Annotated in this window: 13 protein-coding genes; 9 read left to right on the plus strand and 4 right to left on the minus strand. The window is 62.8% G+C overall.

What is annotated here, in order from left to right; genetic code table 11:
• Positions 1–101 precede the first annotated feature (101 nt).
• On the minus strand, positions 102–1,325 hold the full coding sequence (locus ABH945_RS25510; RefSeq protein ID WP_429252367.1) for a DUF2252 domain-containing protein: 1,224 nt from the start codon (positions 1,323–1,325) through the stop codon (positions 102–104).
• A gap of 790 nt (positions 1,326–2,115) precedes the next feature.
• On the opposite strand from ABH945_RS25510, the gene ABH945_RS25515 reads away from it, so the two are divergent.
• Positions 2,116–3,039: a GNAT family N-acetyltransferase gene (locus tag ABH945_RS25515; RefSeq protein WP_429252368.1), complete on the plus strand. Its 924-nt coding sequence runs from the start codon at positions 2,116–2,118 to the stop codon at positions 3,037–3,039.
• 29 nt (positions 3,040–3,068) lie between these two features.
• Here the strand turns inward: ABH945_RS25515 and ABH945_RS25520 are convergent, their stop codons facing one another.
• On the minus strand, positions 3,069–3,668 hold the full coding sequence (locus ABH945_RS25520) for an NUDIX domain-containing protein (RefSeq protein ID WP_429252369.1): 600 nt from the start codon (positions 3,666–3,668) through the stop codon (positions 3,069–3,071).
• Between the two features lie 78 nt (positions 3,669–3,746).
• Here ABH945_RS25520 and ABH945_RS25525 point away from each other — a divergent pair, with 78 nt between their 5' ends.
• The 3 genes from ABH945_RS25525 to ABH945_RS25535 all read left to right on the plus strand — a co-directional run bounded on the left by ABH945_RS25525 (position 3,747) and on the right by ABH945_RS25535 (position 6,091).
• Positions 3,747–4,502, plus strand: coding sequence for a DeoR/GlpR family DNA-binding transcription regulator (locus ABH945_RS25525; RefSeq protein ID WP_074767822.1), 756 nt, complete (start codon positions 3,747–3,749; stop codon positions 4,500–4,502).
• A gap of 354 nt (positions 4,503–4,856) precedes the next feature.
• Entirely contained in the window at positions 4,857–5,582 is a 726-nt protein-coding gene (locus ABH945_RS25530; protein WP_429252370.1) for a cytochrome c oxidase assembly protein, read from the plus strand.
• The gene (locus tag ABH945_RS25535) at positions 5,579–6,091 is read left to right on the plus strand and encodes a CopD family protein (RefSeq protein ID WP_429252371.1); all 513 of its coding nucleotides are present in this window, start codon (positions 5,579–5,581) and stop codon (positions 6,089–6,091) included. The genes ABH945_RS25530 and ABH945_RS25535 overlap by 4 nt, the downstream gene beginning before the upstream one ends.
• Here ABH945_RS25535 and ABH945_RS25540 read toward each other — a convergent pair.
• Complete coding sequence (locus ABH945_RS25540; protein WP_429252372.1) at positions 6,055–6,579, minus strand: DUF2231 domain-containing protein; 525 nt, start codon at positions 6,577–6,579, stop codon at positions 6,055–6,057. The genes ABH945_RS25535 and ABH945_RS25540 overlap by 37 nt on opposite strands.
• A gap of 21 nt (positions 6,580–6,600) precedes the next feature.
• Here ABH945_RS25540 and coxB point away from each other — a divergent pair, with 21 nt between their 5' ends.
• The 5 genes from coxB (at position 6,601) to ABH945_RS25565 (ending at position 12,930) form a co-directional block, all read left to right on the plus strand.
• Entirely contained in the window at positions 6,601–7,371 is a 771-nt protein-coding gene (gene coxB, locus ABH945_RS25545; RefSeq protein ID WP_429252615.1) for a cytochrome c oxidase subunit II, read from the plus strand.
• A complete protein-coding gene (gene ctaD / locus ABH945_RS25550; RefSeq protein ID WP_429252373.1) occupies positions 7,368–9,905 on the plus strand; it encodes a cytochrome c oxidase subunit I in 2,538 nt (845 codons plus the stop codon). The genes coxB and ctaD overlap by 4 nt, the downstream gene beginning before the upstream one ends.
• Positions 9,902–10,252, plus strand: a complete 351-nt coding sequence (locus tag ABH945_RS25555; RefSeq protein WP_429252374.1) for a hypothetical protein — start codon at positions 9,902–9,904, stop codon at positions 10,250–10,252. Before ctaD ends, ABH945_RS25555 begins: the two co-directional genes overlap by 4 nt.
• 288 nt (positions 10,253–10,540) lie before the next feature.
• Positions 10,541–11,866, plus strand: coding sequence for a ferredoxin reductase family protein (locus ABH945_RS25560; RefSeq protein ID WP_429252375.1), 1,326 nt, complete (start codon positions 10,541–10,543; stop codon positions 11,864–11,866).
• 320 nt (positions 11,867–12,186) lie between these two features.
• Complete coding sequence (locus ABH945_RS25565; RefSeq protein WP_429252376.1) at positions 12,187–12,930, plus strand: SDR family NAD(P)-dependent oxidoreductase; 744 nt, start codon at positions 12,187–12,189, stop codon at positions 12,928–12,930.
• 192 nt (positions 12,931–13,122) lie between these two features.
• On the opposite strand, the gene ABH945_RS25570 is transcribed toward ABH945_RS25565, so the two are convergent.
• On the minus strand, positions 13,123–14,505 hold the full coding sequence (locus ABH945_RS25570; protein WP_074767808.1) for a uracil-xanthine permease family protein: 1,383 nt from the start codon (positions 14,503–14,505) through the stop codon (positions 13,123–13,125).
• Between the last annotated feature and the right edge of the window lie 224 nt (positions 14,506–14,729).

Below are 14,729 nucleotides of genomic sequence, written 5' to 3' on the forward strand. Positions count from 1 at the left end.
GACACAGGGTTGAAGTCCGGCGACGGCCGGCGTCGTTTTCATATCGACGCCGGCCGTCGTTCGAATGATGCTCTCCAACGCAGTACCCGACTCGCCAGGCTTCACCGCTCCGTCGCATAGCGCCGGCAATGCTCCAGATAACCGGCCGCGTGACTGCTCACCAGTTCCACGATGCCGGTCCACAGCCAGCCGGGGGCGTCGAGCGTCTTCGAGCGGTTCTTGCGCAACTCCGCCAGCCACGCCTTACGCTCGGCGCTGTCCATCTGCCGCGCGTGCGCCTTGCCCACCACCAGCGCGAGAAAGCGCGCCACCTTCATCGCCTCGTCGCGGGTGAATTGCTCGATCGTCAGCTTCATGTCCTGCGGCAACAGTTCGCGGATGACGACCGCGCGATCCGCGAGACGCGCCGCGCGCATCCGCTCGCCCAGCAGCGGCGACAAATGGCGCGCGCCCTCCACCACCCGTTCGGCGTTATCGCGCGGCATGCGGACGCCCGCGTAACGCGGCGCGGCAGCCTGAGCGGCCTCCTTGATGTCGATCAGGCAGAGGTCGTCGCCCTCCACCGCCGCACCGTCGATGTCGAGCAGCACCGCATAGCGCAGACGGCCCAGCGAGCTGCATCCCTTTACCCAGTAGGCGGCGTCCAGCACCGTGACGTCGCTGCCTTCGCGGCCGTCGCGCAGCACCCTGGCGAGTCCTTCGAGCGACCCCTTTTCGAACAGCGTGTCGATCTCGCGCCGCTCGCGCTTTGCCAGCGGCCAGAAACGCGGACCCAGCGGGATGCTCGGCTCGATATCCTCGATACGCTCCTCGGCCAGATGACGCCATGAACGGCGCACCGCTTCCTTCATCACCACCCGCACGGCTTCGGGCTTTTCCGCGTGGATGTCGGCGTCGCCGGCGGCTTCGTCGAACGCGCGCTCGTAGCCATCCGCCATCGCCTCCATCATGCGGACCGTCGTGACGCCGGGCAGGTCCGAGCCGCGCGCGGCAGTCGCCAGCGACAGACCGAGCCGGATCAGGTCGTGCGCGGGATTGCCGATCACGGTCTGGTCGAGATCGCGAATCTGGATTTCGACGCGTCCGCGCGAGTCGGCCACCGGCCCTAGATTGCCGCTATGGCAGTCGCCGCAAATCCAGATCGCCGGGCCCTCGGGCAGCGCGTGTCCGTCGATACCGTCGAGCCACTCGTAGAACTTGCTGGTATTGCCACGGACATACGCGTGCGCGGAGCGCGCCATTCGGGCGTTGCGGCGGCTGGTCAACAGCGGCTGGCGCGCTTGCGCATCGGGCAGTTTGCGTTTTACGTTGTTTTTTTGGGGCATGGTGCGATGGGTCTGTTATTGAAATGGGTACGGTTTTCCGTCTCGCGTGCGATCGGACAAATCGACAGCACGTTTCGCGCCTGTCAATCACCTGACACTCATTCTGGGAATACGCCCGATTATTATTCAGTTGATGATTCAGCCCACGGACGTACGTAATCGAACATTCAGTTATTACCTGCCTATGTCAAAAACATCGACATCGCGGTAAAAACTTCCATACTGAAATCCTCATTCAGTCACTCACTATAAATACGGAATACCGCTGCCGCCCGACCGGCAATTCCTACGCTATTCCAGAAAAAAATCGCACGTTTGAAGTGTGCGCGACCCCGCACAACGGCGACTAATCTTCAGATATTCTGTCGATGTAAAAAAACGCTACATATTCCTTACCTTGCGAATAAACGACAACATAAATCGATGCTGATTATTTGACCTCGTTACGCATTTAACAAATAACAACGCAATAGCTTCAAATAAAAATTCATCCACCGAATTACGCTGTTCCTATGGACAAACACCAATGGAAACGCAGTCAAACCGAGGCACTGTGCAGTTTGAAATTGTCACCGATATCGACGCATTCACCGCATTGCACAAGGAATGGGAAACGCTCTGGCAATCCGCCGGAGGCACGCCGTTCCAACTGTTTCGCTACTGCCTTCACGCACTGCGCGAGGTGGCGATTCCCACGGGCGCGAGCCTGCATTGCATCATCGGCAGACAGGACGGGCGGATGGTGCTGGCGTGGCCGCTGATCCGCTATCGCGAATACGCGTGGACCACCGTGCGGCCGCTGGCGCCTGACATTTCGGAGCAGTCGGAAGTGCTGGTTGGGCCCGGCGGCGACAGGGAATCGCTAGTGGCCGCTGCATGGCGAGTGCTGCTTTCGTCGTGCGGCAGCGACATCATCCGGCTGCCGATGGTGCGTACCGGCTCCCCGCTGCACCGGCATGCATCGGCGGCGAAATGGCAGTCGCGCGCCGAACCGCGCATGATCGGCATGGCGCGATTGATGCGGTACGGCAAATGGAGCGAATATCGTCATGCACTACCGGATTCATTTAAAAAAGAACAGGATTACCATCAGCGTCGTTTGCTGAGAACCGGGGAATCGGCATTGCTGATAATCGGACTGGACGATCCACGCAGCGCCGCTTATGTCGAAACCATGCTCGAGTGGAAACACCAGTGGGCGGCAAAGGTTGGCGCAGACGGCGAATTTTTTAAACAGCCCTATCAGAATTTCCTGCGAAAAATGTCGGCCGATTCACTATTCGGTGAATCGTTCCGGCTATTTATATCAACACTGAATGGCAAAGCGATCGCCATTAGTCTTGTCGCCATATCCGAGCGCACGGTGATAGGAATGCAGGCGGCTTACGATCCCGCTCAGTCGAAATGCTCACCCGGCTCTCTGTTACTCGAAAGTATTCTCAAATGGGCATTCGAGAATCAGCGCGATGTCGATTTCGGTTCCGGCGACAGCCGCTATAAATCGATCTGGACCGGTGGACTCGGCTATGCATGCACCGATTTTCGAATTGCAGTAAGCCGGTGGGGGCAGATGGCGTTTGCCGCGCGCGCCCTTCAGTTGCAATACGGCGGTCTGCGCCAGCGCATTGCGGGCGGAAGCCTCGGGCGTCAGTTGAAAGCAAGGCTGGGCAAGAAAACGGACCAGCCGCTAGGAACCAGCACGCGCGGCACATAAACGCGCGGCGGACTGACGGCCAGAGGCGGCTAGTTTCCGCCCTGCTCCGTCAGTTCGCGCAGAGCCAGATGCTGTAACAGCATGATGGTCTTCGCGTCGACGATCTCACCGTGCCGCACCGCCGCTAGCGCGTCCGCCAGCGTCAGCTCCATCACTTCCAGGTCTTCGCCTTCCGCTTCGACTCCGCCACCCTCGCTGACGCGCTGTGTCGCGTCGTATTCCGCGATGAAGAAGTGAAGCTTTTCGGTCACCGAACCGGGGCTCATATACGCCTCGAAGACCTTCTGCACGTCCCGCACGCGAAATCCCGTTTCCTCCTCCACTTCGGCGCGGATGCGTTCCTCCGGCGAAGCGTTGTCGAGCAGACCCGCAGCCGCTTCCACGAGCATCCCGTCATGACCGTTTACGAAAACGGGAAACCTGAATTGGCGCGTGAGAATCACGGTTTTGCGCACAGGATCGAACAGCAGAATGGTCGCGCCGTTGCCTCGGTCGTAGGTTTCGCGGCTCTGACGCTGCCACGTGCCGTCACGCCGCAGAAAGTCGAAGGTGGTCTTTTTCAGCACATACCAGTCGTTCGAAAGCACGGTTGTGTCGACGATGCGTACACGGTCTTGCGTCGCTGTCATGAGTCGCTCCGGTCACGAAAAAGGTGAAATCATGATATCGTGCAATTTCGTGCAATATCAAGAAAATTCGTGCATATCATGTTGACGACCCAACGCAAGAAAACCATCCTCGAATTGCTTGCTCGTGACGGACAGGTGCTGGCGGCGCCGCTCGCAGCGACCTTCGGCGTCTCGGAGGACACGATCCGGCGCGACCTGCGCGAGATGGCCTCGGAGGGTTTGCTGCAACGTGTGCATGGCGGGGCGTTGCCGGCGTCGTCGGCGGTGGCGCCGTTTTCCGCCAGGCGCGCGCTGGAGTCGTCGGGCAAGAGCGCGATCGGCATGGCCGCTGCCGCGATGATCCTGCCGGGGCAGATCGTGATGATCGACGGCGGCACGACGTCCGCCGAACTGGTGAAGCACCTGCCGCCCACGCTGGCAGCGACGGTCGTCACGCACAGTCCGACGGTGGCCGTCGCGCTGGTCGATCATCCTTCGATTGACGTGATCATGATCGGCGGCAGGCTGTACAAGCATTCCATCGTCAATGTCGGCGCAGCCGCCATCGAGGCGATCTCGCACATTCACGCCGATCTCTACTTCATGGGCGTGACCGGTGTTCACCCTACGGCGGGGCTGAGTACCGGCGATCTCGAAGAGGCCTATGTGAAACGCGCGCTCGCCGCGAGGTCGGCCGAGACTGTTGTGCTCGCTTCGATGGACAAGCTCAATGCGGCGTCCGCGTATTCGATCGGCGACATCACGCTGGCGCAAACGGTGGTTGTCGAGCGGACAACTGACAATGCGTTGACAGAGGCAATCGAGGCGGCTGGAGTCAGCGTGGTGCGAGCCTGATCGTATTGCGACGCACAACCGCTTTAGCTTGAGTAGTTAGCGTGACTAACGGTTCAACGCGCGCAATGATCATTGCAGCGCAAAAATAGCCGCAAGAGCCGGAAAGCAGAAAACACCGCATTATCAGGTACTTTCTCGCTTTGAAAAATCACCGCCTTCTCCTCCAGGAACGCAGAAGAATTTATATTGCGTGCCGGATCGACCGAGGTTAGTCTAAACAAGCTTGTTAATTCATCGCGCCGCCCCGCTCTACTGAAACACCAGAAAGACGAACAGGCACCGTGTCGAGGCAAGCTTCATCAAGCCGGCCTGGTGCTCCGGCATTGAATGCAGACCCTACGAAGATATCGCGTCATGCCATATTTTCCAGTCGCCTACTGTGGACCAGCGGCCGTCCCCGACGATTTATGGGTGCGCTGGAATATGGACCCGCTGCTGCTCGCAGCACTCGCCGCGCTGGCGTGGTTCGTCGCCAGCGGCCGTAGTGCCAATGCGCGAGCCGGCTGGGCCGCAATAGCGCTGATGGCTGTCGTATTCGTGTCGCCGCTGTGCGCGTTGTCGTCGGCGTTATTCTCGGCGCGCGTCACCCATCACATCATTCTCATTGCTGCGGTCGCGCCGCTTCTCGTGCTCGCGTTCCCGTTGCCGCGAATGGGTTATCCGCCACTGGTTCCGGTGGTCGCTGCTCATGCGGTGCTTGTCTGGCTCTGGCATGCACCCGGCCCCTACGCATGGGGACTCGCCACCGTGCCCGGTTACTGGCTGATGCAACTCACACTGCTCGGCAGTGCATGGCTGATGTGGCGCAGCATCTTCGCCCCGTCGACGCCGGCCTGGCCCGCGCTCATCGCACTCGCCACCACGATCGGACAGATGGGCCTGCTCGGCGCGCTGATCGTGTTCGCGCCCGAGCCGTTGTACGGCGTGCACTTCGCCAGCACGGCCGCGTGGGGCATCACGCCGCTCACCGACCAGCAACTCGCGGGACTACTGATGTGGGTGCTGGCGATGGTCCCCTATCTCGCAGCCGGACTCTGGATCACCTGGTCCAGCCTGCGCGCAATCGAGCCCGCACTGTGACGATCCTGCTGAAGTTCATCCATCTGGCCGCGATAGCGCTGTGGTCAGGCGGCCTGATCGTGTTGCCGTTTCTGTTCTGGCAACGCCGCGCGCTCACCAGCGGCGCCGAACTCGACCGGCTGCATCGCATTACGCGGCTCGTTTATGTGGAACTGACTTCGCCCGCTGCGTTTGTCGCGATTGCGAGCGGCACGGCGCTGATCTTTCTGCAGGCCACGTTCGTCGAATGGTTCTCGCTGAAGATGGTGCTGGTCGGCATCATGGCGATGCTGCACGTGGTCGCCGGGCTCGTGATGCTGAACCTGTTCCTGCCCGACGGCCGCTTCAGCCGCCTGTCCGGCGTCGCTCTGATGAGCGCCTACGTGGTGGTGATCGTCGCGATCATCTGGATCGTGCTGGCGAAACCGCACGTCGACTCGAACCTGTTCGCCCCGCATCTGTTCGAACCCGGCGGACTTGCCCGATGGCTGCATCACTCCTTCGGCGACACGAGAATGCCCACGCCATGATCGAACACGAGCTTGCCTCCATGCCAGCCGGCGAAGCCCGTCATCACCGACGCGAGCGCCGACAATGCGAGCCCGTGCGGCAGGATTTGCCCGGGATAGTAGAGACGCAGCCCCCAGTTCGCGCCCGCGATGGCGACCAGCGTCATCGCGGCGACGGCGTGCGACCAGCTGGCCTCCCTGAGCCGGATGCCGCGCACCAGCAGAAGCTCGGCGGTGCCGACGAGGCTCGCGCCCACGCCGCTCCAGAAGGCGAAACCGGCGGCCCACAAACCGGCCCGAATCCAGAACGGATCGCCCGACCACCAGTAGATGACATCCACGCCGAGCGTCGCGACGACGAATGCGATCGGGAAATGCACCATCATCACGTGAATCGGATGGCCGACGAAGGCGACGGCCGAGCCCGCGTCGAGCCGCAGCAATTCCAGCAGCACTTCGCTTTTGGGTTGGGAGGTGGAACTGGAAGCGGAATCACCTTTCTTTGCCATGATCAGTATTCCTTGCTTAACGTGAAGGTGGAGAGCGCTGCAGATCATCATAGCTTCCTGAACAGGCGGGTCCAAGGACGATTCAATGCGGCATCGCGAGTCGCGACGCCAGCATCGTTAGCGTCACTCGCAACACTCGCGGCACTCACAGGCTGCGCGGGTCCGTTATCGACGCTGGCGCCGTCGGGCCCTTCGGCTGCGTCGATTGCGGGGCTGTGGTGGGTGATGCTGGCAGGCGCGGCGATCCTGTTCGCGCTCGTGCTCGTGCTGTTTTTGATGGTGTACCGGCGCCCCGGCTGGGGCTCGCGCGTGTCGCCCGCGCGCTGGATCGTACTCGGCGGCCTCGTGTTGCCCGCCATCGTCCTGATTCCGCTGATCTGCTATGCGCTCTATGCGGGCGAACAGCTTCTGCCGTTGCCCGGACACGCGCCGCAGCGCATCGAGGCGATCGGAAAACAATGGAACTGGACTTTCCGCTACCCGGACCAGGGTGGCGTCGAAACGCACGGCGTTCTGCACGTTCCCGCCGGCATGCCGGTCGACATCGTCGTGACCAGCCAGGATGTCGTGCACTCTTTCTGGATTCCGCGCTTCGCGGGCAAGATCGACGCAGTCCCCGGTCACGCCACGCATCTGCGCATCCAGGCCGATCAGCCCGGCGAATACGAAGGCCTGTGCAACCAGTTTTGCGGATTGGGCCATGCGGGAATGCACTTCTCGGTGAGCGTCGATCGTCCAGAAGACTTCGCCGCCGCCGTCAAACAAGCCGCCACCGGGGAGGGGATGAAATGAGCGTGCCCGTCGAGCCGCCGTCACCGCGCGGCAATGCGCTGCGGCTGCACCGCCAGCTTGCCGCGATCTGGGCGACCGGACCCGGCATCGAGCGCTTTGCCGCGGTCAATCACAGCGTCCTCGGCATGCGGATGATGATCACGTCGTTCCTGTTCTTCGCGATTGCAGGCGTGCTCGGCATGCTCACGCGCGTGCAGCTCGCGACGCCGCACGCCGCGTTCATGGACGCGGAGACCTACAACCAGGTCTTCACGATGCACGGCTCGATGATGCTGTTCCTGTTCGCGATTCCGATGGTGGAAAGCTTCGCGGTCTACCTGACGCCAAAAATTCTCGGCACGCGCGACTTCGCGTTTCCGCGCCTCACCGCGTACGGCTACTGGTGCTACCTGCTGGGCGGCACGATCCTCACCGTCTCGCTGATCCTGCGTGCCGCGCCCGACGGCGGCTGGTTCATGTACACGCCGCTCAGCTCGCACGTGTACACGCCCGGCATCAACGCGGACGTGTGGTTGCTCGGCATCACGTTCGTCGAGATTTCGGCGCTGTCGCTCGCGATGGAAATCGTCGTGTCGATCCTGAAGATGCGCGCGCCCGGCATGTCGCTCGACCGGATGCCGATTTTCGCGTGGTACATCCTCGTCACCGCGATGATGATGATCGTCGCGTTTCCGCCGCTGATCCTCGGCTCGATCCTGCTCGAAGTCGAGCGCGCGTTCGACCTGCCGTTCTTCGACCCGCGGCGCGGCGGCGATCCGCTGTTGTGGCAGCATCTGTTCTGGCTGTTCGGGCACCCCGACGTCTACATCATTTTCCTGCCGATGGCGGGCGTGCTCTCCACCATCATCCCCGTGTTCGCGCGACGGCCGCTGGTCGGTTATCGCGCGATCGTCGTCGCGATCATCGCGCTCGCGTTTCTGAGCTTCGGCATCTGGGTTCACCATATGTTCACGGTGGGCATCCCGCATCTCGCGCTGGCGTTTTTCTCGGCGGGATCGGCGATCGTCGCAGTGCCGACCGCGATCCAGTTCTTTGCGTGGCTCGCCACGCTGTCGCACGGCAGGCCGCGCTGGGACGTGCCGATGCTGTACATCTTCGGCTTCTTCTTCGTGTTCACCGCGGGCGGGCTGACCGGCGTGATGCTCGCGATGGTCCCGTTCGACTGGCAGGCGCACGACACCTACTTCGTCGTTGCGCACATGCACTACGTGGTGGCGGGCGCGCTCGCGTTTCCGATGCTCGCCGCGTTCTATTACTGGCTGCCGCTGCTGACCGGTCGCACTGCCGTGTACAAGCTGTCGCTGCCCGCGTTCTGGCTGGTGTTCATCGGCTTCAACATGACGTTTTTCATGATGCATCTGACCGGCCTGCTCGGCATGCCGCGCCGCATCTTCACGTATAGCGGCGACGAAGGATGGAACTGGCTGAATCTGCTGTCGTCGGTGGGCAGCTTCGTGATGACGATCGGCTTCGCACTGGTCGCAATCGACATCATCGTGCAGGTGCGTTTCGGCCGGCGCGTGCGGCGCAATCCGTGGGACGCGACCACGCTCGAATGGGCGATGCCGATTCCGCCTGCGCCGTACGCGTTCGCGTCGATCCCGCGAATCGGCGCCGAGACCGACGGCGTCGCGCCGGGCACGCTGGCGGCGTCGCTCGCACGCGGCGACGGCTACCTCGGCTCGACGCGCAACGGCTGGCAGGAAACGCTCGGCGTGCATATGACGTCGGGCGAACCGGAGCAACTGATCGTGCTGCCGCGAGCGACGTATCTGCCGCTGTTCACCGCGCTCATCACCTGCGCGGCGGTGCTCGCGATGCTGTTCAAGTTCTATCTGCCGGCGCTCGCTTTTGCGTTTGTGACCTTCGGTATGTTCATCTACGCGGGACAAAGCGCCGGTCTCGCACACGATTACGGACCGCTGCCGGTGGGACGCGGCATCAGCGTGCCGCCGCATACCGAGGTGGCGGGTTCGCCCGCGTGGCTCGCGCTGATCTGCACGCTGGTAGCGAACGGCACGCTGTTCACGTCGCTGGTATTCGGCGTGTTCTATCTGTGGATCGCCGCGCCGAACTGGCCGGCCGCCGTCACGCCCGAGCCGAGCCGGCTGCTTGCGCTCGCGACGGTCGTCGCGCTGGCCGTTGCAGCCGTGGCCGCGCGCGGCTCGCTGCGAAGCGCGGCTGCGGGCGGGAAACCGCATGGGTGGATTGGCGTGACGGTGCTCGCCCTGGTCGCAGCGATTGCCGCCGATGTCGCACTGATCGGCGGTGTCACGCCGAATCCGCTGGAACATGCGCTCGGCGCGACCGCCGCCGCGCTGCTCTCGTATGTCGCGCTACATGCGGGCATTGGGCTGCTGTTTCTGATCAGCAATGTTCTGCGGCTTGGCGCCGGTTTCATCTCACCGCGACGATTGACGGATTTGCGTCTCACGCGTTTATGGATCGATTACACGCTGGCCACCGGCGTGATCGCGCTGGGTCTCGTGCTCGCGTTGCCGGGGCTGGTGGCGATGCTGGGAGCGCGGCCATGAACGGGCGTCCGCTTTCGCCGAGGCGTTTGTGGTGGCTGGCCGTCGGCTTCACGATCTGGTGCCTCGCGCTGGTGATTCTCTATGCGCTGCACGCGATCGGCTGCGCGTTCGGCTGGCCGGGCGGCCCGCTTCGTTTGAGCCTCGCGTTCGTGCTCGCGCTGCATCTGATCGCGATTGGCTGGTTGTGGCGTTATTGGGCCACGGCGGGCACCAGGGCAAGCCGCGAACCTGGGCCGGAGCGTATCGGCGCGTTTCTGCATACCGTTGTCGTGTGGACACTGATCGCGGCGCTGGCCGCCACGGTGATTACGTTTGGACCGGCGTTGTTGTTGACCACCTGTATCTGACCGGCATGGCAGCTGTGGGTGACGCGATCTGAATGGCGAGAGCGAATTCGCCAGGCAGTGCGGCTCGCTGCAAACCGCGCCGTCTGTGTGAAAGCGCGGAGCCTTCGCTTCTCGCGCGGATCGTTCGATGCGGGTCGATGCGCGTCATGGAAGGCCGACGCGGGTCGTCGCAGGCCAACGCACGCCGTCGCAAGCCGATGCCGGTCGAAGCAGAACGCTGCAACTAGTCGCCCATCGCAACAGCCAACGCCAACGGCACCACCGCCACAGCCATTGGAGAAAGGATCCATGCAGCACCGCGATCTCATGCGCAAGGCCATCTGGTCCGCCATCTATCTGCTGTTCATTCTCGCACCGCTTTTCGCGCTGCTTGCGGGCAGGCTGCCGCCCGCGCGCAATTTCGGCACCGAGTTTTCGGTTGCACTCGGCTACTCCGGTCTCGCGATGATGGGCCTGCAATTCGGCCTTACCGCGCGCTTTCGCTACGTGACCGAGCCGTGGGGCGAAGACGTCATCTATCACTTCCACCGGCGTATTTCGCTGATGGCGGTCGGCCTCGTCGTCGTGCATCCGCTGATCCTGATCGCGATCCGCTCGGAGTCGCTCGCGCTGCCCGATTCGGTCTGGGACATTCCGTGGGGCGCGCGCTTCGCGGTGTTGTCGATCGGCTCGCTGCTTCTGCTCGTCGTCACCGCGTTGTGGCGCAAGCAGTTGAAGATCCGCTACGAACTCTGGCATCTGTCGCATATCGTGCTCGCGCTGACCGCCGTCTTCGCGGGCATGCTGCATATGGTCGGCTGGGGCTTCTATCTGGTCGATCCGCTCAAGCGCGCGTTGTGGATCGGCATGACGATTTTCTGGATCGGCTTGCTGCTTTATGTACGCCTGTTCAAGCCGCTTTTCATGCTGCGGCGTCCGTATCGCGTTGCCGAAGTGCGCACCGAACGCGGCGACACCACCACGCTCGTGATGCAGCCCGACGGTCACGCGGGTTTTCGCTTCAAGCCGGGACAATTCGGCTGGCTGACGCTGTGGGCGGGTCCGTTCCGCATCACCGGGCATCCGTTCTCGTTTTCGTCGAGCGCCGAAGCGCCGGATGGCCGCGTCGAGATGACCATCCGCAATCTCGGCGATTTCACCAGCGCGGTCAACACGGTGACAACCGGCCAGCGGATCTATCTCGACGGCCCGTACGGCGCGTTCACGATCGGCAACCCGACCGACATGCACGTGCTGATCGCGGGCGGCATCGGCATCACGCCGATGATGAGCATGATCCGCACGCTCGCCGATCGTGGCGACACGCGTCCGCTGGTGCTGCTGTACGGCGGCAAGGACTGGGACACGCTAACTTTTCGCGATGAACTCGACGTGCTGAAAACGAGGCTCGATCTGAAGATCGTTTATGTTCTGTCGCAGCCGCCCGAGGGCTGGAGCGGAGAAAGCGGACGCATCACGGCGGACGTTTTCAGGCGTCATTTGCCGCCTGCGTACGCGGATCACGAGTACTTCATTTGCGGGCCGGACATGATGATGGACGCAATCGAAACCGCACTGGCCGGGATGAAAGTGCCGCTCGCCAGATACCATTCCGAACGCTACAGCTTCGTCTAGGAGAATTGCGATGCGTCGATTACTGGCTGACCGCCTGGCCGTTGCGACGGGGGTGATTGTGGTGGTGCTGGCGCTGGTGTTCGCGCTCGTGCGGGTGGCGGGATCGCATTAGCGGGGGCTGCGGAGGGTTGCGCGGGTTTGAGGCGACGACGAAGGGCGCGCGTCGGGTAAGGTCACTTTCGCCCAATCGACAGCGCGGGCTGGATCGTCGAGAATCGATGACGTTTGTTGTCAGTCGGCCTTTGCGGTCAGCCGTTCAAAGGCGAAGCAGACGATTTCCGCCCCTCCGAAAAACCTGACTCCCCCTTATCAGCGCCTCCATGAAAACTGACGCACCTGTCGCTCTTGTCACCGGCTCAACCTCTGGTATCGGCGCCGCAATCGCACGACGGCTGTCGAAGGACGGCTTCTCAATCGTCCTTCATTCGCGAAGTTCGGCGGCTACCGGTCACGCGCTGGCCCGCGAACTCGGATCGGCGGCCTATGTGCAAGCCGATCTGGCCGACGACGCGCAAAGAGTGAGGCTCGTTCGCGAAGCCATTGCCGTATGGGGGAGGCTCGACGTTCTGGTCAACAACGCGGGGATCAGTCGCGTCATCCCTCATGCGGATCTCGCCGCGGCGACACCCGACATCTGGCAGGAACTGCATGAAGTCAACGTCGTGGCTCCGTTCCGCCTGGTCACGGAAGCGCAATCGGCGCTCCGTGAAGCGGCCACCCGAGGGCGGCCCGGTTGCGTCGTGAACGTGAGTTCGCATGCCGGTGTGCGGCCAAAGGGGGCGTCCATTCCCTACGCGGCGACCAAAGCGGCGTTGAATCACGTGACCCGCCTGCTCGCTGTTTCCCTTGCGCCGGATATTCGCGTGAATGCGGTCGCGCCGGGGTTGGTCGATACGCCTTTGACGGCGGACTGGACGCAAGCCCAGCAACTCTGGAAAGAACGCGCGCCGATGCGTCGCGCCGCCAGTCCCGAGGATATTGCTCAGGCTGTTGCGTTGCTGGTCGCTTCGGATTATCTGACCGGCGAGATTCTGCTGTCGGACGGCGGATTGAATCTCACGTAGCAAGCGGGCGATGTCCAACCGGCTGCTTTAGAAAAGCTGGAAGGACCGCCGAAAGTCGAACGGACCGCTTGTCATTGGGCAGAGTTCGATCAGGAGCGGTCCTTCGCCTCCTCGCTCGCCGCGTCGCCCAACCCGCTCACTGCGCGCGCGACCCTTGCGATCCGCGACCATCCGCGCGCCGACCGCATCACATCACGCCTTTTCCGGCAGGAACCAGTTCAATATCAGCGCGCAGATTCCGCCTGTCGCGACGCCCGATTCGAGCACGTTTTTCAGCGCGTGCGGCAGGCTGTTCAGAATCTCCGGCACCTGCGAGACGCCGAGTCCCAACGCGAGCGACACCGCGATGATCAGCAGCGCCCGGCGGTCGAGGCGAATCCCCGCGAGGATGTTGATCCCCGACGCGGCCACCGCGCCGAACATCACCATCGCAGCGCCGCCGAGCACAGGCTCGGGCACCGCCTGCAACAGGCCCGCGACCGGCGGGAACAGCCCGAGCACGACCAGCATGCCGGCGATCCAGAGGCCGACGTGGCGGCTGGCGATCCCGGTCAGCTGAATGACACCGTTGTTCTGCGCGAAGACCGAACTGGGAAACGTGTTGAAAAATCCGGCCAGTAACGAATTGAAACCGTTGACGAGCACGCCGCCCTTGATCCGCCGCATCCATACCGGCCCTTCGACCGGCTCCTTCGACACCTTGCTGGTGGCCGTGACATCGCCAATCGCTTCGAGCGACGTGACGAGGTAAATGATCAGCATCGGCACGAACAGCGACCACGAGAAGCCAATGCCGAAATGCAGCGGCGTCGGAATCTGAAACAGCGCCGCCTGCCGCGCCCCGGTGAAATCGAGGCGTCCCATCGCGCCCGCGACGACATAACCGATGACCAGCGCGATGACCAGTGCGGTGCTGCGAATCCACACGACCGGCACGCGGTTCAGCACGATGATGGTGCCCAGCACCAGGCAGGACAGCGTCAGGTTGCCGACGCTCGCGAAGTCGCCCTTCGAGATCGCACCGTAACCGCCGCCCATGCTGATCAGGCCGACCTTGATCAGCGTCAGGCCGATCAGCAGCACGACAATGCCGGTGACGAGCGGCGTGATCAGCCGCTTGACAAACGGCAGGATGCGCGAGACGGCCATTTCGACGAAAGAGCCCGCGATGACGACGCCGAAAATGGCGGCCATCACGGTTTGCACCGGCGTCCCCTGCTTGACCATCAGGCTGCCGCCCGCGATCAGCGGGCCGACAAAATTGAAGCTCGTACCCTGAACGATCAGCAGACCCGCGCCGAGCGGGCCGACGCGTTTGCACTGCAGAAAAGTTGCGATACCGGAGATGACAAGCGACATCGACACGATCAGCGTGGTGTCCCGGCTGGACACGCCGAGCGCCTGACAAATAAGGAGCCCGGGCGTCACGATCGGCACGAGGATCGCGAGCAGATGCTGAAGTGCGGCCACGAAGGCGATGGTCGGTGCGGGGCGGTCATTGAGACCGTAGACGAGATCGGCGGAAGATTCGACGCCGTCGGCTTCACGGGAAGCCGCAGAGGAGGCGGGTTGCACAGTGCGACGTTGGAAAGGGGAAAGCCCGGCATTCTAACGTAGGCGCCCGGCCGAACAGCGACGCTACGTGCGATGCGGCTTTCCGTGAAGACGGCTGCGGGTCGGCACGAGCGGACCGTTCTCGATCGGAACCGTGCTGCGTCATGGACGCACGAAGCAGCCTGCATCGGCAGGCTGCGCAACCGCTTCCCTACCCAACACCTTTCTTGTCGCCAACATTTGCC

The sequence above is a fragment of the Paraburkholderia sp. GAS333 genome, from assembly GCF_050435665.1.
Classification (GTDB): Bacteria; Pseudomonadota; Gammaproteobacteria; order Burkholderiales; family Burkholderiaceae; genus Paraburkholderia; species Paraburkholderia fungorum_A.

Coding starts and splice junctions, on each gene's coding strand:
- ABH945_RS25510 (WP_429252367.1), bottom strand. CDS start 1,325: ATGCCCCAAAAAAACAACGTAAAACGCAAACTGCCCGATGCGCAAGCG.
- ABH945_RS25520 (WP_429252369.1), bottom strand. CDS start 3,668: ATGACAGCGACGCAAGACCGTGTACGCATCGTCGACACAACCGTGCTT.
- ABH945_RS25525 (WP_074767822.1), top strand. CDS start 3,747: ATGTTGACGACCCAACGCAAGAAAACCATCCTCGAATTGCTTGCTCGT.
- ABH945_RS25530 (WP_429252370.1), top strand. CDS start 4,857: ATGCCATATTTTCCAGTCGCCTACTGTGGACCAGCGGCCGTCCCCGAC.
- ABH945_RS25540 (WP_429252372.1), bottom strand. CDS start 6,579: ATGGCAAAGAAAGGTGATTCCGCTTCCAGTTCCACCTCCCAACCCAAA.
- ctaD (WP_429252373.1), top strand. CDS start 7,368: ATGAGCGTGCCCGTCGAGCCGCCGTCACCGCGCGGCAATGCGCTGCGG.
- ABH945_RS25555 (WP_429252374.1), top strand. CDS start 9,902: ATGAACGGGCGTCCGCTTTCGCCGAGGCGTTTGTGGTGGCTGGCCGTC.
- ABH945_RS25560 (WP_429252375.1), top strand. CDS start 10,541: ATGCAGCACCGCGATCTCATGCGCAAGGCCATCTGGTCCGCCATCTAT.
- ABH945_RS25565 (WP_429252376.1), top strand. CDS start 12,187: ATGAAAACTGACGCACCTGTCGCTCTTGTCACCGGCTCAACCTCTGGT.